At 67.3% G+C, this 22,543-nt stretch carries 21 protein-coding genes; 20 read left to right on the top strand and 1 reads right to left on the bottom strand.

Translation table 11 applies throughout. The features are described 5' to 3' along the window. The first annotated feature begins 62 nt into the window (after positions 1-62). Positions 63-710 (top strand): TetR/AcrR family transcriptional regulator, encoded by a 648-nt coding sequence (locus V9L20_RS14595; RefSeq protein ID WP_337297147.1) that lies wholly within the window; start codon positions 63-65, stop codon positions 708-710. Between the two features lie 6 nt (positions 711-716). Here V9L20_RS14595 and V9L20_RS14590 read toward each other — a convergent pair whose 3' ends face one another. Beyond that, complete coding sequence (locus V9L20_RS14590; protein ID WP_337297146.1) at positions 717-1,910, bottom strand: patatin-like phospholipase family protein; 1,194 nt, start codon at positions 1,908-1,910, stop codon at positions 717-719. A 171-nt stretch (positions 1,911-2,081) separates the two neighbouring features. Here V9L20_RS14590 and apbC point away from each other — a divergent pair, with 171 nt between their 5' ends. The 19 genes from apbC (at position 2,082) to V9L20_RS14495 (ending at position 22,497) form a co-directional block, all read left to right on the top strand. Continuing rightward, a complete protein-coding gene (apbC, locus tag V9L20_RS14585) occupies positions 2,082-3,173 on the top strand; it encodes an iron-sulfur cluster carrier protein ApbC (protein WP_337297145.1) in 1,092 nt (363 codons plus the stop codon). Positions 3,174-3,223: 50 nt separating this feature from the next. Continuing rightward, positions 3,224-4,168 (top strand): LysR substrate-binding domain-containing protein, encoded by a 945-nt coding sequence (locus V9L20_RS14580; protein WP_157615319.1) that lies wholly within the window; start codon positions 3,224-3,226, stop codon positions 4,166-4,168. A gap of 240 nt (positions 4,169-4,408) precedes the next feature. Continuing rightward, complete coding sequence (locus V9L20_RS14575; protein WP_337297212.1) at positions 4,409-6,154, top strand: NAD(P)H-dependent oxidoreductase subunit E; 1,746 nt, start codon at positions 4,409-4,411, stop codon at positions 6,152-6,154. Continuing rightward, positions 6,151-9,024, top strand: coding sequence for a formate dehydrogenase subunit alpha (gene fdhF / locus V9L20_RS14570; RefSeq protein WP_337297144.1), 2,874 nt, complete (start codon positions 6,151-6,153; stop codon positions 9,022-9,024). Before V9L20_RS14575 ends, fdhF begins: the two co-directional genes overlap by 4 nt. Before the next feature lie 88 nt (positions 9,025-9,112). Then, on the top strand, positions 9,113-9,460 hold the full coding sequence (locus V9L20_RS14565; protein WP_157615313.1) for a winged helix-turn-helix domain-containing protein: 348 nt from the start codon (positions 9,113-9,115) through the stop codon (positions 9,458-9,460). Positions 9,461-9,571: 111 nt separating this feature from the next. After that, positions 9,572-10,255: a molybdate ABC transporter permease subunit gene (gene modB, locus V9L20_RS14560; RefSeq protein ID WP_337297143.1), complete on the top strand. Its 684-nt coding sequence runs from the start codon at positions 9,572-9,574 to the stop codon at positions 10,253-10,255. Between the two features lie 27 nt (positions 10,256-10,282). Continuing rightward, entirely contained in the window at positions 10,283-11,032 is a 750-nt protein-coding gene (gene modA / locus V9L20_RS14555; RefSeq protein WP_337297142.1) for a molybdate ABC transporter substrate-binding protein, read from the top strand. Then, the gene (locus V9L20_RS14550; protein WP_337297141.1) at positions 11,029-11,820 is read left to right on the top strand and encodes an ABC transporter ATP-binding protein; all 792 of its coding nucleotides are present in this window, start codon (positions 11,029-11,031) and stop codon (positions 11,818-11,820) included. Before modA ends, V9L20_RS14550 begins: the two co-directional genes overlap by 4 nt. 37 nt (positions 11,821-11,857) lie before the next feature. Beyond that, on the top strand, positions 11,858-12,427 hold the full coding sequence (locus V9L20_RS14545) for a DUF3305 domain-containing protein (protein ID WP_337297140.1): 570 nt from the start codon (positions 11,858-11,860) through the stop codon (positions 12,425-12,427). Beyond that, positions 12,420-13,076 (top strand): DUF3306 domain-containing protein, encoded by a 657-nt coding sequence (locus tag V9L20_RS14540; protein ID WP_337297139.1) that lies wholly within the window; start codon positions 12,420-12,422, stop codon positions 13,074-13,076. Before V9L20_RS14545 ends, V9L20_RS14540 begins: the two co-directional genes overlap by 8 nt. Further along, on the top strand, positions 13,000-15,138 hold the full coding sequence (locus tag V9L20_RS14535; protein WP_337297138.1) for a 4Fe-4S dicluster domain-containing protein: 2,139 nt from the start codon (positions 13,000-13,002) through the stop codon (positions 15,136-15,138). Before V9L20_RS14540 ends, V9L20_RS14535 begins: the two co-directional genes overlap by 77 nt. Next, a complete protein-coding gene (locus V9L20_RS14530; RefSeq protein WP_337297137.1) occupies positions 15,135-15,752 on the top strand; it encodes a TorD/DmsD family molecular chaperone in 618 nt (205 codons plus the stop codon). Before V9L20_RS14535 ends, V9L20_RS14530 begins: the two co-directional genes overlap by 4 nt. A 111-nt stretch (positions 15,753-15,863) precedes the next feature. After that, entirely contained in the window at positions 15,864-16,094 is a 231-nt protein-coding gene (locus V9L20_RS14525) for a formate dehydrogenase (RefSeq protein ID WP_337297136.1), read from the top strand. 14 nt (positions 16,095-16,108) lie between these two features. After that, positions 16,109-19,096: a formate dehydrogenase subunit alpha gene (locus V9L20_RS14520; protein ID WP_337297135.1), complete on the top strand. Its 2,988-nt coding sequence runs from the start codon at positions 16,109-16,111 to the stop codon at positions 19,094-19,096. 9 nt (positions 19,097-19,105) lie between these two features. Next, positions 19,106-19,729 carry a formate dehydrogenase FDH3 subunit beta gene (gene fdh3B, locus V9L20_RS14515; RefSeq protein WP_126748436.1) on the top strand — a complete coding sequence of 208 codons (624 nt, stop codon included), beginning with the start codon at positions 19,106-19,108 and terminating at the stop codon, positions 19,727-19,729. Further along, positions 19,726-19,980: a hypothetical protein gene (locus V9L20_RS14510; protein WP_126748437.1), complete on the top strand. Its 255-nt coding sequence runs from the start codon at positions 19,726-19,728 to the stop codon at positions 19,978-19,980. The genes fdh3B and V9L20_RS14510 overlap by 4 nt, the downstream gene beginning before the upstream one ends. A gap of 11 nt (positions 19,981-19,991) precedes the next feature. Then, positions 19,992-21,215 carry a formate dehydrogenase subunit gamma gene (locus V9L20_RS14505; protein ID WP_337297134.1) on the top strand — a complete coding sequence of 408 codons (1,224 nt, stop codon included), beginning with the start codon at positions 19,992-19,994 and terminating at the stop codon, positions 21,213-21,215. Then, a complete protein-coding gene (locus V9L20_RS14500; RefSeq protein WP_337297133.1) occupies positions 21,212-21,628 on the top strand; it encodes a hypothetical protein in 417 nt (138 codons plus the stop codon). Before V9L20_RS14505 ends, V9L20_RS14500 begins: the two co-directional genes overlap by 4 nt. Next, the gene (locus V9L20_RS14495; protein WP_337297132.1) at positions 21,625-22,497 is read left to right on the top strand and encodes a formate dehydrogenase accessory sulfurtransferase FdhD; all 873 of its coding nucleotides are present in this window, start codon (positions 21,625-21,627) and stop codon (positions 22,495-22,497) included. Before V9L20_RS14500 ends, V9L20_RS14495 begins: the two co-directional genes overlap by 4 nt. Positions 22,498-22,543 lie beyond the last annotated feature (46 nt).

Below are 22,543 nucleotides of genomic sequence, written 5' to 3'. Positions count from 1 at the left end.
AACGTACAATGTACGTATTCAAATATACTCGCCTCTTTCAAACTGCGTCAACATCCGCCTCCATGGGACGACCCGCCAAATTCACGCATTCGCAGCTCCAGGCCGCCGCATTGGCCCTTGTCGACAGGGAAGGGCTCGCAGGGCTTTCCATGCGTGCGCTTGCCGCCGAGCTCGGCACCGGCGCCATGACGCTCTACAACTACGTGTCGCAGCGCGAGGACATCGATCTGCTGGTGGTGGAAGCGGTGATCGGCGAGGCGCGCTGGCCGCTTGTCAGCTATGCGCAATGGCAGGACGAGGTCCGGGCGATTGCCACGGCGTTGTGGCAGGCTGTGCGGGCGCATCCGCATGCCATTCCGCTGATCCTCACGCGCCGAAGCCGGTCGCCGGCGGTGTTCGAGGTGACCGAGGCGATGCTGCGCGCGTTGGCCCGCAGCGGGCGCTCGGGGGAGGGGTTGCTTATTGCGTTCCGCGCGGTGTCGGCGCTGATCACGGGGCTTGCGCAAGCCGAGCTGGCGGGCCCGCTGGCGCTGCAGGCCACGGAATCGGCGGAGCTCACCATCGCGCGCTTCAGGGCCTTGCCACAGGACCGTTTCGCGCACCTGATCGACATTGCGAATGCCGCCTTAGGCAGCACGGCCGACAGCGAATTCCATGCGAGCCTGGACCTGCTTTTGGCGGGTCTTTCCGCGAACGGCGGCGGGCGCTGACCTGCCTCAGGCGGCGGCGTTCCACCCGAAGAACCGCAGCACTTCATCCTTCTGCCGCATCGCGTCGGCCCGCCCGAGCGCCATCAGCTCGCGCGTGTAGCCCGACTCGAACAGCAGGTAGCTCGCAAGCGCGCCGCCCTTCACGTCGGCCGCGACTTTCGAGCCACCGAGCAGGTGCCGCACCGCGCCGGGCAGCGCGTCGACATGGCGCGCAGCAATCACGTCGAGCCGCTCCGACGGAGAAATCACCAGCAGGTCCAAAGGCCGCAGCGAGCTCGACTTGCGGGCTTCTTCGGGAATGAGGCCGAGCGTGTGGTTGATGCGCCGCAGCCGCTCGATGTCCACCGCCAGCGCATCCAGAAAGATGCTCGACAGCGCATGGCCCGCGATCTGCGCCATGGTGGGATAGCCGCTGTAGGTGTTGGGCGCGTCGGTTTCGCGCGGCTCGTGCATGCGGCCCGCGCCAATCACCAGGATGCGCTGGGCGCCCAGGTGAATTGCCGCCGCAATGGGTGCCGACTGCCGCATCGAGCCGTCGCCGAAATACTCGGTATGTCCCTGCATCGGCAGCGCCGTGGCCGGAAACACGAAGGGAATGGCCGACGAGGCCAGCAGGTGCGCATGGCTGATGCGGTCGCGCACGGAAAGCCGCTGCGAACGCACCCAGGGTTCCATCGGGGTGGCGGCTTCGAAGAAGGTGACGTGCTCGCCCGAGCTGTAGCTCGACGCGGTCACTGCCAGTGCACGCAGGTGGCCTTCCTGCATGAGCTGCGGCAGCCGGCCGAGCGGCACCATGCGCGCCAGCAGATCGGCCAGCGGCGCGTTGTCGAGCAGGGAGCGAGGCTTGATGCGCATCCAGTTGGCGGCAAAGCGCCCCAGCCCGAGCAGCATGCGCCAGCGCGTGCCGCTGCCGAGCACCGAGAGCGAATCGGCGCGGTAGACCTGCCCGGCGCGGAAGTTGCGCCAGACCTGGGCAATGTGCGCAACCACTCCGTCGAAATCGTCGGCGCCGCAAGCCAGTGCGGCGGCGTTGATGGCGCCGGCCGAGGTGCCGGTGATCACAGGAAAGGGGTTAGGCTGGCCTGCGAAACCGGCGGTTCGCCGAATTTCGGAAATGGCCTCGAGCACGCCGACCTGGTAGGCGGCCCGGGCGCCGCCGCCGGTGAGCAGGAGACCGGTGGCGGGGGGTGTCTCGGGCATCTTCTTGTTGCTGTTGTCTGTTGAAAAGGGGCTTGCGCCCCGGGGTTCTCGGGAAACTTTGCCTTGCCGGGCCGCCGGCGTTGCCCCCAGGTGCAGGAAGGCGAAGCCGCACGAAGTGCGCGGAGGCGCCGGGCGAGCCACTAGACTACCCGCCATTCAGGAGTTAGATCAATGGCACTCACCCCAGAAGGGCTCATGGACGCGCTCAAGGCCGTCCAGGACCCGAACACCGGCAAGGATTTCGTGGCGACGCGGTCGCTCAAGAACCTGCAGATATCAGACGGCGACGTGTCGTTCGACCTGGAGCTCGGCTATCCGGCCAAGAGCCAGCATGCGGCCATGCGCAAGGCGCTGGTCGCGGCCGCCAAGACGGTGCCGGGCGTGAGCAACGTCTCCGTCAACATCGTCACCAAGGTCATCAGCCACGCGGTGCAGCGCGGCGTGCAGCTGATGCCCAACGTCAAGAACATCATCGCGGTGGCGTCGGGCAAGGGCGGCGTGGGCAAGAGCACCACGGCCGCCAACCTGGCGCTGGCGCTGGCGGCCGAAGGCGCCGCCGTGGGCCTGCTCGACGCCGACATCTACGGCCCGAGTCAGCCCATGATGCTGGGCATCGAAGGCCGGCCCGAGAGCGAAGACGGCAAGACCATGGAGCCGCTGGAGAACCACGGCGTGCAGGTCATGTCGATCGGCTTCCTGGTCGACCAGGACGAGGCCATGATCTGGCGCGGCCCGATGGCCACCCAGGCGCTGGAGCAGTTGCTGCGCCAGACCAACTGGAAAGACCTCGACTACCTGATCGTCGACATGCCGCCCGGCACCGGCGACATCCAGCTCACGCTGAGCCAGCGCGTGCCGATGACCGGCGCCGTGATCGTCACCACGCCGCAGGACATCGCGCTGCTCGACGCCAAGAAGGGCATCAAGATGTTCGAGAAGGTGGGCGTGCCCATCCTGGGCATCGTGGAGAACATGGCGGTGCACATCTGCTCGAACTGCGGCCATGTCGAGCACATCTTCGGCTCCGAAGGCGGCAAGAAGATGGCCGCGCAGTACGAGATGGAATACCTCGGCGCGCTGCCGCTGGACATCAACATCCGGCTGCAGGCCGACAGCGGCAAGCCCACCGTGGTGGCCGACCCCGACGGCGAAGTGGCCGGCATCTACAAAGCCGTTGCGCGGCAAGTGGCCGTGGGCATCGCCGAGAAGGCCAAGGACTTCTCGTCGAAGTTCCCGACCATCTCGATCAGCAAGAACACCTGACGCATGGTGCGCCCGCCCAGCTTCAGTGAACGCGTGCCGGAGCAGGCGAAGTGAATCTGCTTGCTTCGATGCGCTATCTGGTGGCGCTGAGCGAGCACAAGCATTTCGGGCGCGCGGCGCAGGCCTGCCACATCACGCAACCGGCGCTCTCCAACGCGCTGCGCTCGCTCGAAAGCGAGTTCGGCGTGGTCATCGTGAAGCGGGGGCGCGTGTACGTGGGCCTCACGCACGAGGGCGAGCGGGTGCTGGCCACGGCGCAGCGCATGCTGCGCGACAACGAGGTGCTGCTGCAGGAGCTGCGCAGCGAAGAGGGCCAGCCGCGCGGGCGGCTGCGCATGGCGGCGGTGCCCACCGCCATTCCGATGCTGTCGCGCTTTGCGGCCATGCTGCACGAACTGCACCCGGGCATCGTGCCGGCCGTGCTGTCGATGAGTTCGCAAGAGCTGGAAACAGGGCTCGAGAGCCTTTCGGTCGACCTGGCGCTCGGCTACACCGAGCGCATGCACCTCCCGGGCATCAAGCTCACGGCCTGGCCGCAGAGCGTGGAGCACTACTATCTTTTGAGGCGTGCCGAGCGGCCCTCGGCCGACCGGCTGCGCATCGGCCAGCCGATGTCGTGGGCCGATGCCGGCAAGCTGCCGCTGTGCCTGCTCACGCCCGACATGCACAACCGCTCCATCATCGACCAGGCGTTGCGTGAAGCCGACACGGCCGTGGCGCCGGCCATCGAGACCAACTCGGTACTTACCCTTGCCTTGGCCGTGCTCGCGGGCACGGTGAGCAGCGTGCTGCCCGGCGCCATGGTCGCGGCCGTGCGCAGCTACCGCGAGCTGGAGGCGCTGCCGCTCGTGGGGCCGGAGGTCAAGACGCCGCTCGGCTTCATGACCCAGACCGGCGTGCGCCCCTCGCGGGCGCTCGATGCCGCCCTGGTTTTCCTGCAAACGCCGGCCTGGCGCGAGCAGGTGCGGCTGCACAGCGGCGCGCTCGGCGAGTAACTGGCCGGCGGGCGCGGCCGACTCGGGCCCGGCGCACCATTTAGTTATTGAATCGATCGATGCTCCGATCGAATTTGACGGGCCCAGGGCCGCCCCACACACTCGGTCAGCCCTCAAGCATTGGGGGCAGTTCCGAGACATCGAGAAAAGGCCCAGGCAGTGAACAACCACCCAGCCACGACCCGCGAGACAGCGACAGCCCGCACGCACACCATCGTGCCGCTAGCCACAGCCGACGAAATGCGCGAGCGCATCCGCCGCAAGAGCAAGCTCAAGGGCCGGCAGCCCGAGGAGGCGGCGCTGCTCGAAGTGCGCACGCTCATCGGTGCGCCCCCGACTGAGGGCCACCGGCGCGACCTGCTCATCGAGCACCTGCACAAGCTGAACGACGCTTTCCGCTGCCTGCACGACCGCCACCTGGTGGCGTTGGCGAAGGAAATGAACATTCCGATGGCCGAGGTGTACGAGGTTGCGACCTTCTATCACCACTTCGAGGTGGTTCGCGGCGGCGACGAAGCTCCGGGCCTCACCGTGCGCGTGTGCGACGGCCTGGCCTGCGAGCTGGCCGGTGCCAAGGATCTGCTGGCGCGGCTGCCCGAACTGCTGGGTGTCGACGGCGACGATGTGCGCGTGATTGCGGCGCCCTGTATCGGCCGCTGCGAACAGGCGCCCGCGGTGGTCGTCGACCGGCAGGCCGTACCGCTCGCGACCACGGCGAAGGTGCTGCAGGCGCTGAAGTCCGACCCCGATGAAGCCACGGTCGCGTATTTCGATGCGGCCGAGTTCGCGCTGAAAAGCGTCTCGCCGCTGCCCGGCGCCATCGAGCGCATGCCGGCATTCACCGACTATGCCACCTACCGCGCGAACGGCGGCTATGCCCTCGCTTCAGCGCTGGTCAACGGCGAGGAAGACGCCGAGGCCATCATCAAGACGATGGAAGACTCGGGCCTGCGCGGCCTGGGCGGCGCGGGCTTTCCGGCCGGGCGCAAGTGGCGCATCGTGCGCGACCAGCCCGCGCCCCGGCTCATGGCGGTGAACATCGACGAAGGCGAGCCCGGCACCTTCAAGGACCGCACGTATCTCGAGCGCGATCCGCACCGCTTTCTCGAAGGCCTGGTGGTGGCGGCGCAGATCGTCGGCATCGAGCAGTGCTACATCTACCTGCGCGACGAGTACCACGACTGCCGCGCGCTACTGGAGCGGGAGCTGGCCCGGCTGCAGGCCGATCCGCCGTGCGCACTGCCGCGCATCGAACTGCGGCGCGGCGCGGGTGCCTACATCTGCGGTGAAGAGTCGGCCATGATCGAAAGCATCGAGGGCAAGCGCGGCGAACCGCGCATGCGCCCGCCGTACATCGCGCAGGTGGGCCTCTTCGGCCGTCCGACGCTGGAGCACAACTTCGAAACCCTCTATTGGGTGCGCGACATCGTCGAAAAGGGTGCGGCCTGGTTCAGCGGTTTCGGGCGCAACGGCCGCAAGGGGCTGCGCAGCTTCAGCGTGAGCGGCCGGGTGAAGCACCCGGGCGTCAAGCTCGCGCCGGCGGGCATCACGGTGCAGGAACTCATCGACGAATATTGCGGCGGCATGCTCGACGGCCACTCGCTGTACGCCTACTTGCCCGGCGGCGCGTCGGGCGGCATTCTGCCGGCGCGAATGAACGACATTCCGCTCGACTTCGACACGCTGCAGCCCTACGGCTGCTTCATCGGCTCGGCCGCCGTGATGGTGCTGAGCCAGCACGACCGCGCACGCGACGCCGCGCTCAACGTGATGCGCTTCTTCGAGCATGAAAGCTGCGGCCAGTGCACGCCATGCCGCGTCGGCACCGCCAAGGCCGCGGCGTTGATGCAGGCCTCCACGTGGGACAACACCACGCTTGAAGACCTGGCGCAGGTGATGGGCGACGCATCCATCTGCGGACTTGGACAGGCGGCCCCCAACCCGATTCGCTGCATCCAGCAATATTTTCCGGAGGAGGTGGCATGAACGCCCCGTCCAAGCTCGCGGAGCTCATGCCGCAAACCATCGAATTCACGCTCGACGGCCAGCCCATCCAGGCCTTCGACGGCGAGACCATCTACAAGGCGGCCGAGCGCCACGGCGTGGAGATTCCCCACCTGTGCTTCAAGGACGGCTACCGCCCCGACGGCAATTGCCGCGCCTGCGTGGTCGAGGTGAAGGGCGAGCGCACGCTCGCGCCCAGCTGCTGCCGCAACGTGACGGCCGGCATGGAAGTAAAGGCCACCAGCGAGCGCGCACTCAAGAGCCAGAAGATGGTGGTGGAGATGCTGCTGTCCGACATGCCCGACCAGGGCTACAAGTGGATCGGCGACGACGCCACCCAGCAGCACGGCGAGCTCAGCGCCTGGGCAAAAAAGCTCGACATCGCGGTGCGGCCCGAACTCAAGGCGCTGCGCCGCGAGCAGCCCAAGACCGACATCTCGCACCCGGCGATGGCCGTCAACCTCGACGCCTGCATCCAGTGCAACCGCTGCGTGCGGGCCTGCCGCGAAGAGCAGGTCAACGACGTCATCGGCTATGCCATGCGCGGCGCGGACAGCAAGATCGTGTTCGACCTGGACGACCCGATGGGCGACAGCACCTGCGTGGCCTGCGGCGAATGCGTGCAAGCCTGCCCCACGGGCGCGCTCATGCCCAAGAGCCACATCGGCTCGCAGGAGGTCGATCGCAAGGTCGACTCGGTGTGCCCGTTCTGCGGCGTGGGCTGCCTGGTGACCTACAACGTGAAGGACGAGAAGATCGTCAGCGTCGACGGCCGCGACGGCCCGGCCAACCACAACCGCCTGTGCGTGAAGGGCCGCTTCGGCTTCGACTACGCGCACCACCCGCAGCGCCTGACCAAGCCGCTGATCCGCAAGGCCGGTGCGCCGAAGGACTTCGGCGATACGCCGCGTCCGGACGACTGGAGCGAGTGTTTCCGCGAGGCCACCTGGGAAGAAGCGCTCGCGCTCACCACCGGCAAGCTCTCGGGCCTGCGCGACACCTACGGTGCCAAGTCGCTCGCGGGCTTTGGCTCGGCCAAGGGCAGCAATGAAGAGGCCTACCTGTTCCAGAAGCTGGTGCGCACGGGCTTCGGCAGCAACAACATCGACCACTGCACGCGCCTGTGCCACGCATCGAGCGTGGCCGCGCTGCTCGAAGGCGTGGGCTCGGGTGCGGTGAGCAACCAGGTCAACGACGTGGAGCATGCGGGGCTGATCTTCGTCATCGGCTCCAACCCCACGGCCAACCACCCGGTGGCCGCCACCTGGATGAAGAACGCCGCGCAGCGCGGCGCGAAGATCGTGCTGGCCGACCCGCGCCGCACCGACATCAGCCGCCATGCCTGGCGCACGCTGCAGTTCAAGGCCGACACCGACGTGGCCATGCTCAACGCGCTCATCCATGCGGTGATCGACGAGGGCTTGGTCGACCAGGAGTTCGTGCGCACGCGGGCCAGCAACTACGAGGCGCTGCGCGAGAACGTGAAGGGCTACAGCCCCGAGGCGATGGCACCCATCTGCGGCGTGCCGGCCGAAACGCTGCGCGAAGTGGCGCGCGCCTTCGCCACCGCCAAGGGCTCGATGATTCTCTGGGGCATGGGCGTGAGCCAGCACGTGCATGGCACCGACAACGCACGCTGCCTCATCGCGCTGGCCACCGTGACCGGGCAGATCGGCAAGCCGGGCTCGGGCCTGCATCCGCTGCGCGGCCAGAACAACGTGCAGGGTGCGAGCGATGCGGGGCTGATCCCGATGATGTTCCCCAACTACCAGCGCGTCGACAACCCGGCGGTGCATGCGTGGTTCGAGAACTTCTGGGGTACGCCGCTGGACGCAACGCCGGGCTACACCGTGGTCGAGATCATGCACAAGGCGCTCGCGCCCGACACCGATCCGCACAAAGTGCGCGGCATGTACATCATGGGCGAGAACCCCGCCATGAGCGACCCCGACCTGAACCATGCACGCCATGCGCTCGCGAGCCTGGAGCACCTGGTGGTGCAGGACATCTTCATGACCGAGACCGCGTGGCTCGCCGACGTGGTGCTGCCCGCGAGCGCCTGGCCCGAGAAGACCGGCACGGTGAGCAACACCGACCGCATGGTGCAGCTGGGCAAGCGCGCGCTCAACCCGCCGGGCGATGCGCGGCCCGATCTCTGGATCATCCAGCAGATCGCCAAGGGCATGGGCCTGCAGTGGAACTACGAGGGTGAAGAGTCCGGCGTGGCTGCGGTCTACGAGGAAATGCGCCAGGCCATGCATGCGGTGATCAGCGGCATCAGCTGGGAGCGGCTGCAGCGCGATTCGAGCGTGACCTACCCTTGCCTGAGCGAGGAAGACCCGGGCCAGCCGACCGTGTTCATCGACGACTTCCCGACGGCCGACGGCCGCGTGAAGCTGGTGCCGGCCGACATCATTCCGGCCAACGAGCGGCCCGATGCCGAGTACCCGTTCGTGCTGATCACCGGGCGGCAACTCGAGCATTGGCACACCGGCAGCATGACGCGCCGCGCCACCGTGCTCGACGCGCTGGAGCCCATGGCGACCGCCTCGATGAACCAGGCCGACCTGCTGAAGCTGGGGCTCCAGGCCGGCGACGTGATTACGGTGCAGTCGCGGCGAGGCGAGGTGGCTATCCACGTGCGGCGCGACGACGGCACGCCGAACGGCGCAGTGTTCGTGCCCTTCGCCTACTACGAGGCGGCCGCCAACCTGATGACTAACGCCGCGCTCGACCCAATGGGCAAGATTCCGGAGTTCAAGTACTGCGCGGTGCGCATTGCGCGCGGCGGCCAGCCGGTGGCGGCGGCTGGGTACGGAACCGGCTCGGGCGTGCTGGCGAAGGTGGACTGACGCGGTGCGGCGGTGAGGGCGCGGGCGTGGGTGCGGGCATGGTTTAACCTTTGCGCTCATCTCTCCCGCACCGCTCACCATCACCGGCATGAAAACCAGAGTCCAGTTCCGCCTTCGCATCTACAGGGACGACAGCATCGCCTTCGGCCCCGGCAAGATCGACGTGCTGGAAGCCGTGGCGGAGACCGGCTCGATCTCGGCCGCGGCGCGCAAGCTGGGCATGTCGTACCGGCGCGCCTGGATGCTCATCGACGAGATGAACAACGCCCTCAGTTCCCCGGCCGTGAACACCGCGGCCGGCGGCTCGCGCGGCGGCGGCACCGCGCTCACGCCCGTGGGTGAGGAAATCGTCAAGCACTACCGCGCCATCGAGAATGCCGCGCGCCTGGCCACGGCGGCAGACGTCCGCGCGCTGACGCGCCTGCTCGCGCCCTGATTCGTTCCCGCGCGCTGTATCCGTAAGGATATCGGCGCCGTCTTCCCGTACCTTCCACTGAGGCCTCGCCGAGGGGAAAGGGCGTTCGTGCAACAATTGCGTTGTATCTTCATGAATACGACGAACGCCCTCATCGCCTCGACCGACTGGTTTCCACTGGTGCTGTCGCTCAAGGTGGCCTCGGTCGCGACCCTGCTGGCGCTGGTTGCCGGCGTGGGGCTCGGCTGGGTGTTCGCGCGCAAGCGTTTCCCGGGCCGCTCGGTGCTCGAAGCCGTGTGCATGCTGCCGCTGGTGCTGCCGCCCACGGTCATCGGCTACGCCATCCTGGTGGCGGCGGGGCGGCACAGCCCGCTCGGCAGCTGGCTGCGCGAGCATTTCGACTACAGCATCATCTTCAGCTGGCATGGCGCCGTCGTCGCGTCGGCCGTGGTGGCGCTGCCGCTGGTGCTCAAGTCCGCCAGCGCCGCCTTCGCGGGCGTGGACCGCTCGCTCGAAGCGGCGGCCAGCACGCTGCGCCAGTCGCCGTTCTCGGTGTTCGTGCGGGTCACGCTGCCGCTGGCCTGGCCGGGCATCCTGGCCGGCACGCTGCTCGCATTTGCGCGGGCCATGGGTGAATTCGGCGCGTCGCTCATGGTGGCGGGCTCCATTCCCAAGCAGACCCAGACGCTCTCGATGGCGATCTACGACGCCGCGCAATCCGGCAACGACGACCTGGCATTGCTGCTGGTGGCGGTGACCTCGCTGTTGTCGATCACCGTGCTGGTGCTGTCGAACCGGTTCTTCTCGCTGCGCTGAGCGGACCATTTCCAACCCGAAAACCACATGCGCCCGCTCCGCCTTCTTTCTCTTCTTTTGGCCATGGCACTGCCGCCGGCCGCGGCGGCGCAGCAGATCACCGTGTCCGCGGCGGCCAGCCTGACGGACGCATTCAAGGAGCTGGGCCCCAGGTTCGAAGCCGCGAAGCCGGGCGCCAGGGTGCGCTTCAACTTTGCGGCCTCCGGCGTGCTGCTGCAGCAAATCGCGCAGGGCGCGCCGGTCGACGTGTTCGCGAGTGCCGACCAGGAAACCATGGACCGCGCTTCTGTGCAGAAGCTCGTCGACGCGGACACGCGCCGCAACTTCGCCGGCAACAGCCTCGTGCTGGTCGAGCCGCTCAGGGATGCGGCCGGCGTGAAATCGCTGCAGGACCTTGCCGGCGCGGGTGTCCGAAAAATCGCAATCGGCAAGACGGCGACCGTGCCGGTCGGCCGCTACACGCGGCAGGTGCTGGAAGGGGCAGGGCTCTGGAGCGTGCTCGAGCCGAAGTTCGTGCAGGCCGACAGCGTGCGCCAGGTGCTCGACTACGTCGCCCGCGGCGAGGTCGAGGCCGGGTTCGTCTACCGCACCGATGCGGCCACGGCGGGCGACAAGGTCAAGGTTGCGTTCGCGCCCGCAGGCCACATGCCCGTGACCTACCCTGCCGCCGTGGTGGCCGACAGCAGGCAGAAGGCATTGAGCGCGGACTTCATCGCCTTTCTTTCGGGCGACGCCGGGCGCGAAGTCTTCGCGCGCTACGGGTTCACCAGGCCATGATCGACGTCGACCTGAAGCTCACCGTCACCGACGGCGCGCGCCGCTTCGACCTGGCGGCGCGCTTCGCGACCGATGTGCCTTTTGCCGTGCTGTACGGCCCTTCGGGCGCCGGCAAGACGCTCACGCTGCAGGCCATCGCGGGGCTGCTGCGGCCTTCCGAAGGCCATGTGCGGCTCGACGGCCGCACGCTCTACGACTCGGCCCGCGGCATCGACGTGGCGGCGCCGGCGCGGCGCATCGGCTACCTGTTCCAGAACTACGCGCTGTTTCCACACCTGTCGGTGCGGGAGAACGTGGCTTTCGGCCTGACCGCATGGCACCGGCGCAAGCTGCCGCCGCGCGAGGCTGACATGGTGCAGTCGCTGCTCGAAGGCTTTGGCCTCGCGGCGCTCGCCGACAGCCGGCCGCAAAAGCTCTCGGGCGGCCAGCAGCAGCGCGTCGCGCTGGCCCGCGCGCTGGCCTGCCAGCCGCAGGTGCTGCTGCTCGACGAGCCCTTTGCCGCGCTCAACCCCATGCTGCGCAGCGAATTGCGCGACGAGCTGGCCCAGGTTCGCCGCCAGTGGGGGATTCCGGTGCTGATGATCACGCACGACATCGAGGACGTACTGGCGCTGGCCGACGTGGCCTTCGTCTACAACAACGGCCAGGTGGTGCGCGAGATCGACCTGCACAACGCCGAAAGCCGCGATTTCGCGCTGCGCGAAGTGGGCGGCGTGCCGGCCGCGGAGGCCACGCCGCTGCACCGAAAACTCCGCAGCCTGTTGCTGCACGGCACATCCGGCGCCTGATCCATTCGGCGAGGATGACCCTCGGCGCGAAAGCGGCATGCCGCGGCGCTACGATTGGCGGATGAATCCTTCCATTGACGTTGCCGTCGTGATGCGCCGCGAGCGCGTCGACAGCCGTTGGCAATCCTGGCGCTGGATTCTTGAAAGCGTCGGCCCTGACCAGCCCGGTTTCGGCACCGAGCCGCGCCTGCTCGAAGCGAGCGAGAGCGCGCAGCGCTGGCTGCACCCGGGCTTCAAGACCGAACTGTTCCGCGACGACGTCGAGGGTTATCACCTGAATGCCACCACACCCGCACCCTGCTGGTTCGTGCTGTGGCGCATGGACGAAGAGCCCACCATCGCCGACGAGCCGCTGGCAAGGCCGGTGGTGGTGAGCCTCAGCTACAACGAGGCCGGCCGCTGGCTCGATGCGCAGGAAACGGTCGAGCAGGTGCCCGCGCCCGAAGAGGTGATCGAGTGGATGCGCGATTTCGTGCAGGCGCACTACGTGATTGAGCCCAAGCGCCGCAAGCGGCCCGAGAGTTTCCGCCCGCTGGTCGACCGCTTCGGCAACGCGGCCAGCGTGTCGACCGAGAAAAAGCGCGGACGCGGAGCAGGCGATGCCTGAGAATTTCTTCGACCGGTGGTCGCGGCGCAAAAAGGAAGCGCGCGAAGAGGTGCCCCCCGCTATTGCGCAAGAGGCCGAAAAGCCCGCCGATGCGGTCGCTGGAACCGCCATGCCCGTGCCCGCTGCGCCCGAGGCAGCAGCAGCCCTTCCCGCCGAAAACCCGTCCGAAGTTCCCCAGCCCACGCTGGCCGACGCCCAGGCCCTCACGCCCGAGTCCGACTTCCGCCCCTTCGTCGGCAGGAACGTCGCACCCGAGGTGAAGAACACCGCCTTCAAGAAGCTCTTTGCCGACCCGCAGTTCAACGTGATGGACGGCATGGACACTTATATAGACGACTACTCCGAGTCGACGCCGATTCCGGACAGCGTGCTGCGCCAGATGGCGAGCGCCAAGTTCCTCAAGCTGTTCGACGACGAGGAGGAAGAAGAAAGAAAAGCGCAGGAAACTGCCGGAAAATCAGCGGAAACCCCGCAAGACGCTGCGCCCACGGACGTGGCACAGTCAGAGCACCCGGGAGACTCCCTCCCCAGCCAGCAGGTTGCCGACGCGCAGCCCGCAAGCCAGAAGACCGATGACCACAACGCTGATCTGCGACTGCAACCAGACGATGCCGCTCGAGCCGAAGACGCTCGGCGCGGCGCTGGCTGAGTCGCTGCCCCTTCACTCCACCCTGTGCCGCCGCGAGGCGCCCGCTTTCCAGCGCGCCATCCGTTCGGGCGACGACGTGGTGGTCGCTTGCACGCAGGAGCGCAAGCTGTTCACCGAGCTGGCCGAACAGACCGAAGGCGCGACCTCGCCGATCCGCTTCGTGAACATCCGCGAGACCGGCGGCTGGAGCCGCGACGCGAAGAACGCCAGCCCCAAGATTGCCGCGCTGCTGGCGCTGGCCCGTCTGCCCGAACCCGAGCCCGTTTCCACCGTGAGCTACGTGAGCCAGGGCCGCCTGCTCATCGTCGGCCCGCTCGACCAGGCCGAGAAGGCCGCAGCGCTGGTGGCGGATTCGCTGCAGGTTTCCATCTTTTCCACCGGCCCGGGTGCCACCGGCGGCGCGCAGGAGCGCCGCTGGCCCGTGATGGCGGGGCGCGTGGGCTCGCTCACCGGCTGGCTGGGCAAGTTCTCGCTGCGCTGGACGCGCGACAACCCCATCGACCTCGACCTGTGCACGCGCTGCAACGCCTGCTTGAGCGCCTGCCCCGACCAGGCGATCGGCCTCGACTACCAGATCGACCTGGCGAAATGCGGTTCGCACCGCGACTGCGAAAAGGCCTGCACCGTGGCTGGCGCCATCAACTTCAGCCGCGCGCCCGAGGCGCTCGATGCGGATTTCGACCTGGTGCTCGACCTGGGCGTCAACGCGCTGATCGACTGGCATGCGCCGCCGCAAGGCTATTTCCACCTGGCGGGTGGGCTCGCGCATGCCGAAGGCTTGTCGACCCTGCTTCGCCTGCGCGAAATGGTGGGCGAGTTCGAGAAGCCCAAGTTCTTCGACTACAAGCAGAAGCTCTGCGCGCACAGCCGCAACGAGGTGGTGGGCTGCAACGCCTGCGTCGAAGTGTGCTCGGCGCATGCCATCTCCAGCGACAAGGAGCGCCAGCGCATCGTCGTCAATCCGCAGCTTTGCGTGGGCTGCGGCGCCTGCACCACCGTGTGCCCGACCGGCGCGCTGGGCTACACCTACCCGCGCACGCCCGACCAGGGCCGCAAGCTGCGCACGCTGCTGTCCACTTACACCGGAGCCGGTGGCCGCGATGCCGCGGTGCTGCTGCACAACGAAGAGGGCGGGCAGGCGCTCGTCGAGCAGCTCGGCCGCGCGGCGCAGCTCGGGCGCGGCAAGCGCGACGGCCTGGCCGGCGTGCCGGCGCATGTGCTGCCGGTGGCGCTGATGCATGTTGCCAGCACCGGCATCGACCTTTGGCTCAGCGCCATTGCCTTCGGCGCTGCGCAGGTGGTGGTGCTTTCCACCGGTGAAGAAGCGCCGCAATACCTCGATGCGCTGAAGAAGCAGATGGCCGTTGCACAGGCGCTGCTCACGGGCCTGGGCTACACCGGAACGCATTTCCACCTGATCGAGGCCGCCACACCGGCCGCGCTCGATGCGGCCCTGGCTGGCCTGCGCGCCACGCGGCAGCGCGTGCCGGTCACCGCGGCACGCTTTGCCGTCGGCGGGGAAAAGCGCGGCACGCTGGAGATGACGCTCGACCACCTGATGGCGCAAGCGCCCGTGCTTGCGGCGCCGTCGAACGATGCCGCCGCACCCCTCTCAATCCCCCTGCCCGCCGGTTCTCCCTTCGGCGCGATCACAGTCAACAAGGACACCTGCACGCTGTGCCTGGCCTGCGTGAGCGCCTGCCCCGCCAGCGCGCTGCAAGACAACCAGAACGCGCCGCAGCTTCGGTTCATCGAAAAGAACTGCGTGCAGTGCGGCCTGTGCGAAACCACCTGCCCCGAAAACGCGATTGCGCTCGTGCCGCGCCTGCTGGCTGCGCCCGAACGCAAGCAGCCCGTGGTGCTCAACGAGGCCAAGCCCTGGGCCTGCATCCGCTGCAGCAAGCCATTCGGCACGCAGAAAGCCATCGAAGCGATGCTCGGCAAGCTGGCGGGCCACGCCATGTTCCAGGGCGAGGCGCTCGAGCGGCTCAAGATGTGCAGCGACTGCCGGGTCATCGACCTGTACAGCGCGCAGAACGAAATGAAGATCACGCAGCTATGAGCCAGTTTCCCCCCATGACCTCGGCGCTCGACGAGGAGATTGCGCGTGCCGAGGTTTACGGTCTGCTTGCGCACCTCTGGTACGCCGCGCCCGACGCCGAGCTGCTCGGCGCCTTCAGCGTGGCGCCCACCGAGGCTCCCGCAGCCGGTGCCTTCCTCGAGGAGCCCTGGCGCCAGCTGGTCGGCACGGCGCGCGGCACCGATGCCGCCGCGGTGCATGCCGAATACGACGCGCTCTTCGGCGGCATGGGCAAGCCCGAGGTCTACCTGTTCGGCTCGCACTACCTGAGCGGTTTTCTCAACGACAAGCCGTTGGCGCAGCTGCGCACCGATCTGGCGCGGCTGGGCCTCGCGCGGGACGAGGCCGTGTCCGAAAGCGAAGACCACGTCGCCTGCCTGTTCGAGGTGATGCGCTACCTTATTGCCGGTGACGACGCGGCGGTGTCCAACCTCGCGCAGCAGCAGGCGTTTTTTGCGGCGCACCTGCAGTCCTGGCTGCCGACCTTGTGCGACGCGGTCGCGCAACATCCCAAGGCGCATTTCTATGCGTCCCTGGCGGGTTTCACCCGCGCTTTTGCCGAGGTCGAAGTCCAGGGCTTCGACATGCTCGACTGAGCTTTTTGCTCCGTAGAAATACGATTGTTAGAAATTAGGGTCTAGACTAGTATCCAGATGTACGAAGATCAGTTCACATCTGATTTGCCCCCAGCCACTCCTGGAGATCACATGCAGGACAGCCAAGCGGTCGGTATCAAGCCGGCCTCGCGTCGAGGTTTCTTTTTTGGCGCCGCCACCGCAGGTGCCGCGGTCGCCGCGGTTTCGGTGCTTCCCAAGGTGGCCGAGGCCCCCGCAGCCGTCGAGGCTGCCGCTCCCGAGCTGAAGCCCGCGCCTGAAAAAGGCGGCGGCTATTCGCTCAGCGAACACGTCAAGCACTACTACAAGACCGCTTCGGCCTGAAGCGGACACCCACGATGTTGCTGACCAAGAAAACGACCCCCGCGAACAGCGTGTCGCGGCAAGGGGAACGCGAGTCTTCTCCGTTCATTCACAGCCTGCGGCGCGGCCTTTCGGGCGCGCTGCCCACCATGGACCGGCGTGCCTTTTTGCGCCGCTCCGGGCTCGGCGTGGGCGTGGGGCTGGCTGCCAGCCAGCTCACGCTGATGCGCAAGGCCGAGGCGGCAGGCGATGCCCGTCCCACCGCGGTGGGCGCCGGCAAGGTTGAAATCAAGCGCACGGTGTGCTCGCACTGCTCGGTAGGCTGCGCCTCCGACGCCGTGGTCGAGAACGGCGTGTGGGTGCGCCAGGAGCCGGTGTTCGACTCGCCCATCAACCTGGGCGCGCACTGCGCCAAGGGCGCCGCGCTGCGCGAGCACGGCCATGGCGAGTACCGGCTGCGTTACCCGATGAAGCTGGTCAACGGCAAGTACGAGCGCATCAGCTGGGACACCGCGCTCACCGAGATCACGGCCAGGCTGAAAGACCTGCGGCAGGCCAGCGGCCCCGACTCGGTCTACTGGATCGGCTCGTCCAAGCACAGCAACGAACAGTCGTACCTGCTGCGCAAGTTCGTGAGCTTCTGGGGCAGCAACAACTGCGACCACCAGGCGCGCATCTGCCACTCGACCACCGTTGCGGGCGTGGCGAATACATGGGGCTACGGCGCCATGACCAATTCGTACAACGACATGCGCGGCGCCAAGGTGGCCATGTACATCGGCTCCAACGCGGCCGAGGCCCACCCCGTCAGCATGCTGCACATGCTGCATGCCAAGGAGCACGGCTGCAAGATGATCGTGGTCGACCCGCGCTTCACGCGCACGGCGGCCAAGGCCGACGAGTACGTGCGCATCCGCTCGGGCTCCGACATCGCCTTCCTGTTCGGCATCCTGCACCACATCTTCAAGAACGGCTGGGAAGACAAGCAGTACATCAACGACCGCGTCTTCGGCATGGAAAAAGTGCGCGAAGAAGTCCTGGCCAAGTGGACGCCGGACAAGGTCGAGGAGGCCTGCGGCGTGAAAGAGGCGCAGGTGCTCAAGGTTGCCACCTGGCTCAACGAAAACCGCCCGGGCACCGTGGTCTGGTGCATGGGCCAGACGCAGCACACCATCGGCAACGCGATCGTGCGCGCGTCGTGCATCCTGCAGCTGGCGCTCGGCAACGTGGGCAAGTCGGGCGGCGGCACCAACATCTTCCGCGGCCACGACAACGTGCAGGGCGCGACCGATGTGGGCCCCAACCCCGACTCGCTGCCCGGCTACTACGGCATCGTCGAAGGCTCGTGGAGGCACTTTGCCGCCACCTGGGGCGTCGACTACGAATGGATCAAGGGCCGTTTCGCATCGCCCGCGATGATGACCAAGCCCGGCATCACTGTGTCGCGCTGGATCGACGGCGTGCTCGAGAAGAACGAGCTGATCGACCAGGACTCGAACCTTCGCGGCGTGTTCTATTGGGGCCATGCGCCCAACTCGCAGACCCGCGGTCTCGAGATGAAGCGCGCCATGGACAAGCTCGACCTGCTCGTGGTGGTCGACCCGTATCCGTCGGCCACGGCCGCCATGGCCGCCATGCCCGGCCGGCCGGAAGACCTGAACCCCAACCGCGCCGTCTACCTGCTGCCCGCTTGCACGCAGTTCGAGACCAGCGGTTCCGTCACGGCGTCGAACCGCTCGATCCAGTGGCGCGAGAAGGTGATCGAGCCGCTGTGGGAGAGCCGCAGCGACCACATGATCATGCAGCAGTTCGCCGACCGCCTGGGATTTGGCAAGGAACTGAGCAAGAACTACAAGATGCAGAAGGTCAAGGGCATGGACGAGCCCTTGCCCGACGACATCCTGCGCGAAATCAACAAGACCTGCTGGGCCGTCGGCTACACCGGCCAGAGCCCCGAGCGCCTGCAGGCGCACATGCGCAACATGGGCGCCTTCGACGTGCGCACGCTCAAGGTGAAGGCCGGCGTGAAGGACAAGGTCAACGGCTACGACCTCACTGGTGACTACTTCGGCCTGCCGTGGCCCTGCTACGGCACGCCCGAGCTCAAGCACCCGGGTTCGCCCAACCTGTACGACACGTCCAAGCACGTGATGGAAGGCGGCGGCAACTTCCGCGCGAACTTCGGCGTGGAGCGCGACGGCAAGAACCTGCTGGCCGAGGACGGCTCGCATTCGGTGGGCGCCGACATCACCACCGGCTACCCCGAGCTGGACCACATGCTGCTCAAGAAGCTGGGCTGGTGGGACGAGCTCACCGAGGCCGAGAAGCCGAAGGCCGAGGGCAAGAACTGGAAGACCGACAGCTCGGGCGGGATGATCCGCGTGTTCATGAAGAACCACGGCTGCCATCCGTTCGGCAACGCCAAGGCGCGCGCAGTGGTCTGGAACTTCCCGGACGCCATTCCGCAGCACCGCGAGCCGCTGTACGGCAACCGGCCCGACCTGATGGCCAAGTACCCGACGCACGACGACAAGATGGCGTTATGGCGCCTGCCCACGCTCTACAAGACCGTGCAGCAGAAGAACATCGCCGACAAGGTGCACGAGAAATTCCCGTACATCATGACCTCGGGCCGACTGGTCGAGTACGAGGGCGGCGGCGAGGAAACCCGCTCGAACCCCTGGCTTGCCGAGCTGCAGCAGGAGATGTTCATCGAGATCAACCCGAAGGTCGCGGCCGAGAAGGGCATTCGCAACGGCGAGCGCGCCTGGGTGCACACACCCACCGGCGCAAAGCTCAACGTGCAGGCCCTGGTCACGGAGCGCGTGGGACCCGACACGGTCTTCATGCCGTTCCACTTCTCGGGCCGCTGGCAGGGTGTCGACATGCTCGGCTATTACCCGGCGGGCGCTGCCCCGGTGGTACGCGGCGAAGCCATCAACACCGGCACGACTTACGGTTACGACAGCGTGACCATGATGCAAGAGACCAAGACCACGGTCTGCAATGTGGAAAAGGCATAAGGAAGCACCATGGCGCGAATGAAATTTGTCTGTGACTCTGAACGCTGCATCGAATGCAACGGCTGCGTCACTGCCTGCAAGAACGAAAACGAAGTGCCGTGGGGCGTGAACCGCCGCCGCGTGGTCACGCTGAACGACGGGGTGCCGGGCGAGAAGTCGATCTCGGTGGCCTGCATGCACTGCTCCGACGCGCCCTGCATGGCCGTGTGCCCGGTGCAATGCTTCTACCGCACCGATGAAGGCGTGGTGCTGCACGACAAGGACGTGTGCATCGGCTGCGGCTACTGCTCGTACGCCTGCCCGTTCGGCGCACCGCAGTTCCCGTCGCAAGGCACCTTCGGCGTGCGCGGCAAGATGGACAAGTGCACCTTCTGCGCCGGCGGCCCCGAAGCCAACGGTTCGGAAGCCGAATTTGAAAAGTACGGCCGCAACCGGCTGGCCGAGGGCAAGCTTCCGGCCTGCGCCGAGATGTGCTCGACCAAGGCCCTGTTGGCCGGCGACGGCGACGTGGTGGCCGACATCTTCCGCACCCGCGTCGTCCAGCGCGGCAAGGGCGCCGAAGTGTGGGGCTGGGGCACTGCCTACGGCTCGCAGCAAGCCGGCACGCCGCCGGTGAACGGGGTGCAGAAGTGAAGCGGCAGGGCCTCGTCGTCCTGGGCGTTGCGCTGGTCGCAACGTGTCTTGCGGCCTGCGGCGAAAAGCCGCAGACCAATGCGCAGGGCGTGAAGCACGACGCCGTTCCCTGGAGCGGCACCGGCACCAAGGAGAACGCCGGCACGGTGTTCACCGCGCCCGACTGGAAGGTCGGCGACAAGACCGCCTGGCAGCAGCAGCTCAAGACCCGCACGCAAAACGGGCAGAACGAATACAACAAAGAGAACTGAACGGAGAGCCCATGAAGCAAGCGCTGACCGCTCTCGTTCTTTCCGCCGCGCTGGGTTCGGCGTTCGCGCAGGCGCAGCCGCCGGCCGCGCCGGGAACCACCGCCGCTCCCCCGGCGCCGGCTGCAACCGCCGCACCGGCGCCCGCCGCGGGCGGCATCCGCGGCCAGAACATCTTCGAGGTCAAGCCCGAAGCGAGCGCCGACCCGAACTACCCGAACCAGACCAACGGCGAGCGCATGAAGGTGCAGCCCGGAAACAACGCGCCCATGTGGCGGCAGGTGGGGCAGGGCGTTACCGGCTACAGCAGCCTGCCGAAAAGCGAGGCGCCTGAAGCCGGCAACCTGATCCAGCCGTTCGTGCAGTACCCCGGCTCGCGCTTCACCAATGCCGGCGAAGCCTGGCGCCAGGTGCGCAACGACTGGCTCATTCCCTACGGCGCGGCCCTGTTGTTCGTCACGCTGCTGGCGCTTGCCATCTTCTATTTCACGCGCGGGCCCATTCGCCTGCACGGCCAGGAAACCGGCCGCAAGATCGAGCGCTTCACACCGTTCGAGCGGGCCACGCACTGGTCGAACGCCATCGCGTTCGTCACGCTCGCCATCTCCGGCATCGTGATGGCGTTCGGCAAGTTCTTCCTCTTGCCGTGGATGGGCCTGACGCTGTTCGGCTGGATCACCTACGCGCTCAAGAACGTCCATAACTTCGTCGGCCCGCTGTTCGTGGTGACGACGGTGTTCATGGTGTTCACCTTCATCCGCGACAACATTCCGCGCGCGATGGACCTGAAATGGCTTGCGCGCTTCGGCGGCCTCTTCGGCGGCAAGGAAGTGCCTTCGCACCGCTTCAACGCGGGCGAGAAGCTGGTCTTCTGGGGCGGCGTGCTGTTCCTCGGGCTCTTCGTCATCGGCTCGGGGCTCTTCCTCGACAAGCTGCTGCCCGGCTTCGTCTACACCCGCGGCGAGATGCAGGTGGCGCACATGATCCACGGCGTTGCAACGCTGCTGATGATGGCGATGATCATGGGCCACATCTACATCGGCACGCTGGGCATGACGGGCGCCTACAAGGCCATGCGCACCGGCTACGTCGACGAGACCTGGGCCAAGGAACACCACGAACTCTGGTACGACGACATTGCCGCGGGCAAGATCCCCGCGCAGCGCACGGTTCCGGCCGATGCGTCGGCACCCGTCGCAGTGCGGGCACCGCGGCCCGCCGAAGGAACGTCCTCATGAAGAAGCTGTCTGTGTCGTTGAAACTTTCCGCGCTGGTGCTTGCGCTGGCCGCGCCCATGGCATGGGCCAAGCTGCCGCCGCCGCCCGCCACGCCCGAGGCCAAGGCCAAGGCCGCCGAAACCGCCGCCAGGACGGCCTGGAGCGGCAAGGTCGATTCGTACAAGCTTTGCCTGGCGCAGGACCGCGTGGCCGCGAAATACCGCGCCAGCGCGGCCGCGGCCGGCAAGCCGGTGCCCACGGCCGCCGCAACGCCGCCTTGCGCCGACCCCGGGCCTTTCGCCTTTGCGCCGCCGGTGGAACAGGCCAAGCCGCTCGAGGTTTCGGGCGCGCATTCGCCGGCCCCCACGGCCGCATCGCCACCCAGCACCAACCAGCCCGCGGCCACCGTCAATCCCACGCCCAAGGCGCAGTGACGACGCGTTTGCCGTTGCAGCTTCCCCGTCTTACCCAGGCCCGCGCCGCGCTCACGCGCGAGGTCGCGGTCGTCGATGAGCATGGCGCCCATGGCACCGTGTCCATTCCGGCCGAGCGCGATCTCACGGTGTATGTGGACCGGCGCGAACTGGTCACGCTGATGACGCTCGGCGCCCAGCCCGAACTGCTGGTGCTGGGCTACCTGCTGAACCAGCGCCTGATCGAATCGGCCGCTGACGTCGAGTCGGTCACGGTCGACTGGGAAGTGGGCGCCGCGGCGGTCAAGACGCACGCCGGCATCGACCGCATCGAAGAGCGCACCGCGAAGAAGGTGGTGACCACCGGCTGCGGCCAGGGCAGCGTGTTCGGCGACCTGATGGCCGACATCGACAAGCTCCAGCTGCCGCCCACCCGCATGACGCAGGCGCAGCTCTATGCGCTGGTCAACGCCATCCGGCTCCAGGAGAGCACCTACAAGTCGGCCGGTTCGGTGCACGGGTGTGCGCTGTTCACGCTGGAGCCCGGCGGTACCGAGGCGACGATGCACTGCTTCGTCGAAGACGTTGGCCGGCACAACGCCATCGACACCATTGCGGGCTGGTGCGCCATGCAGCCGGCGGGCGCTCTGGCGGGCGACCGCGTTTTCTACACGACAGGCCGGCTCACCAGCGAAATGGTGATCAAGTCGGCACACATGGGCGTGCCCATCGTGGTTTCGCGCAGCGGCATCACGCAAATGGGCCACGAGGTGGCCACGCGCGTCGGCCTGTGCGCCATTGGCCGTGCCACCAACCGGCACTTCGTCTGCTATGCGGGTGTCGACCGGCTCGTGCTGCAGCCGGAACTCGCGCGCCGCAATCCGGCCTAAGGGCTGTTCTCCCTACTCACGGTAAGTCCCTGAAAGGCGCCGGCGC

It is taken from the genome of Variovorax sp. CCNWLW225, from assembly GCF_037204045.1.
Classification (GTDB): Bacteria; Pseudomonadota; Gammaproteobacteria; order Burkholderiales; family Burkholderiaceae_C; genus Variovorax.
Note: the sequence above shows the minus strand (reverse complement) of the source record. Positions and strands in the feature narration are given on the sequence as shown.

Coding starts and splice junctions, on each gene's coding strand:
- V9L20_RS14595 (WP_337297147.1), top strand. CDS start 63: ATGGGACGACCCGCCAAATTCACGCATTCGCAGCTCCAGGCCGCCGCA.
- V9L20_RS14590 (WP_337297146.1), bottom strand. CDS start 1,910: ATGCCCGAGACACCCCCCGCCACCGGTCTCCTGCTCACCGGCGGCGGC.
- apbC (WP_337297145.1), top strand. CDS start 2,082: ATGGCACTCACCCCAGAAGGGCTCATGGACGCGCTCAAGGCCGTCCAG.
- V9L20_RS14575 (WP_337297212.1), top strand. CDS start 4,409: ATGCGCGAGCGCATCCGCCGCAAGAGCAAGCTCAAGGGCCGGCAGCCC.
- fdhF (WP_337297144.1), top strand. CDS start 6,151: ATGAACGCCCCGTCCAAGCTCGCGGAGCTCATGCCGCAAACCATCGAA.
- V9L20_RS14565 (WP_157615313.1), top strand. CDS start 9,113: ATGAAAACCAGAGTCCAGTTCCGCCTTCGCATCTACAGGGACGACAGC.
- modB (WP_337297143.1), top strand. CDS start 9,572: ATGAATACGACGAACGCCCTCATCGCCTCGACCGACTGGTTTCCACTG.
- modA (WP_337297142.1), top strand. CDS start 10,283: ATGCGCCCGCTCCGCCTTCTTTCTCTTCTTTTGGCCATGGCACTGCCG.
- V9L20_RS14550 (WP_337297141.1), top strand. CDS start 11,029: ATGATCGACGTCGACCTGAAGCTCACCGTCACCGACGGCGCGCGCCGC.
- V9L20_RS14545 (WP_337297140.1), top strand. CDS start 11,858: ATGCCGCGGCGCTACGATTGGCGGATGAATCCTTCCATTGACGTTGCC.
- V9L20_RS14540 (WP_337297139.1), top strand. CDS start 12,420: ATGCCTGAGAATTTCTTCGACCGGTGGTCGCGGCGCAAAAAGGAAGCG.
- V9L20_RS14535 (WP_337297138.1), top strand. CDS start 13,000: ATGACCACAACGCTGATCTGCGACTGCAACCAGACGATGCCGCTCGAG.
- V9L20_RS14530 (WP_337297137.1), top strand. CDS start 15,135: ATGAGCCAGTTTCCCCCCATGACCTCGGCGCTCGACGAGGAGATTGCG.
- V9L20_RS14525 (WP_337297136.1), top strand. CDS start 15,864: ATGCAGGACAGCCAAGCGGTCGGTATCAAGCCGGCCTCGCGTCGAGGT.
- V9L20_RS14520 (WP_337297135.1), top strand. CDS start 16,109: ATGTTGCTGACCAAGAAAACGACCCCCGCGAACAGCGTGTCGCGGCAA.
- fdh3B (WP_126748436.1), top strand. CDS start 19,106: ATGGCGCGAATGAAATTTGTCTGTGACTCTGAACGCTGCATCGAATGC.
- V9L20_RS14505 (WP_337297134.1), top strand. CDS start 19,992: ATGAAGCAAGCGCTGACCGCTCTCGTTCTTTCCGCCGCGCTGGGTTCG.
- V9L20_RS14500 (WP_337297133.1), top strand. CDS start 21,212: ATGAAGAAGCTGTCTGTGTCGTTGAAACTTTCCGCGCTGGTGCTTGCG.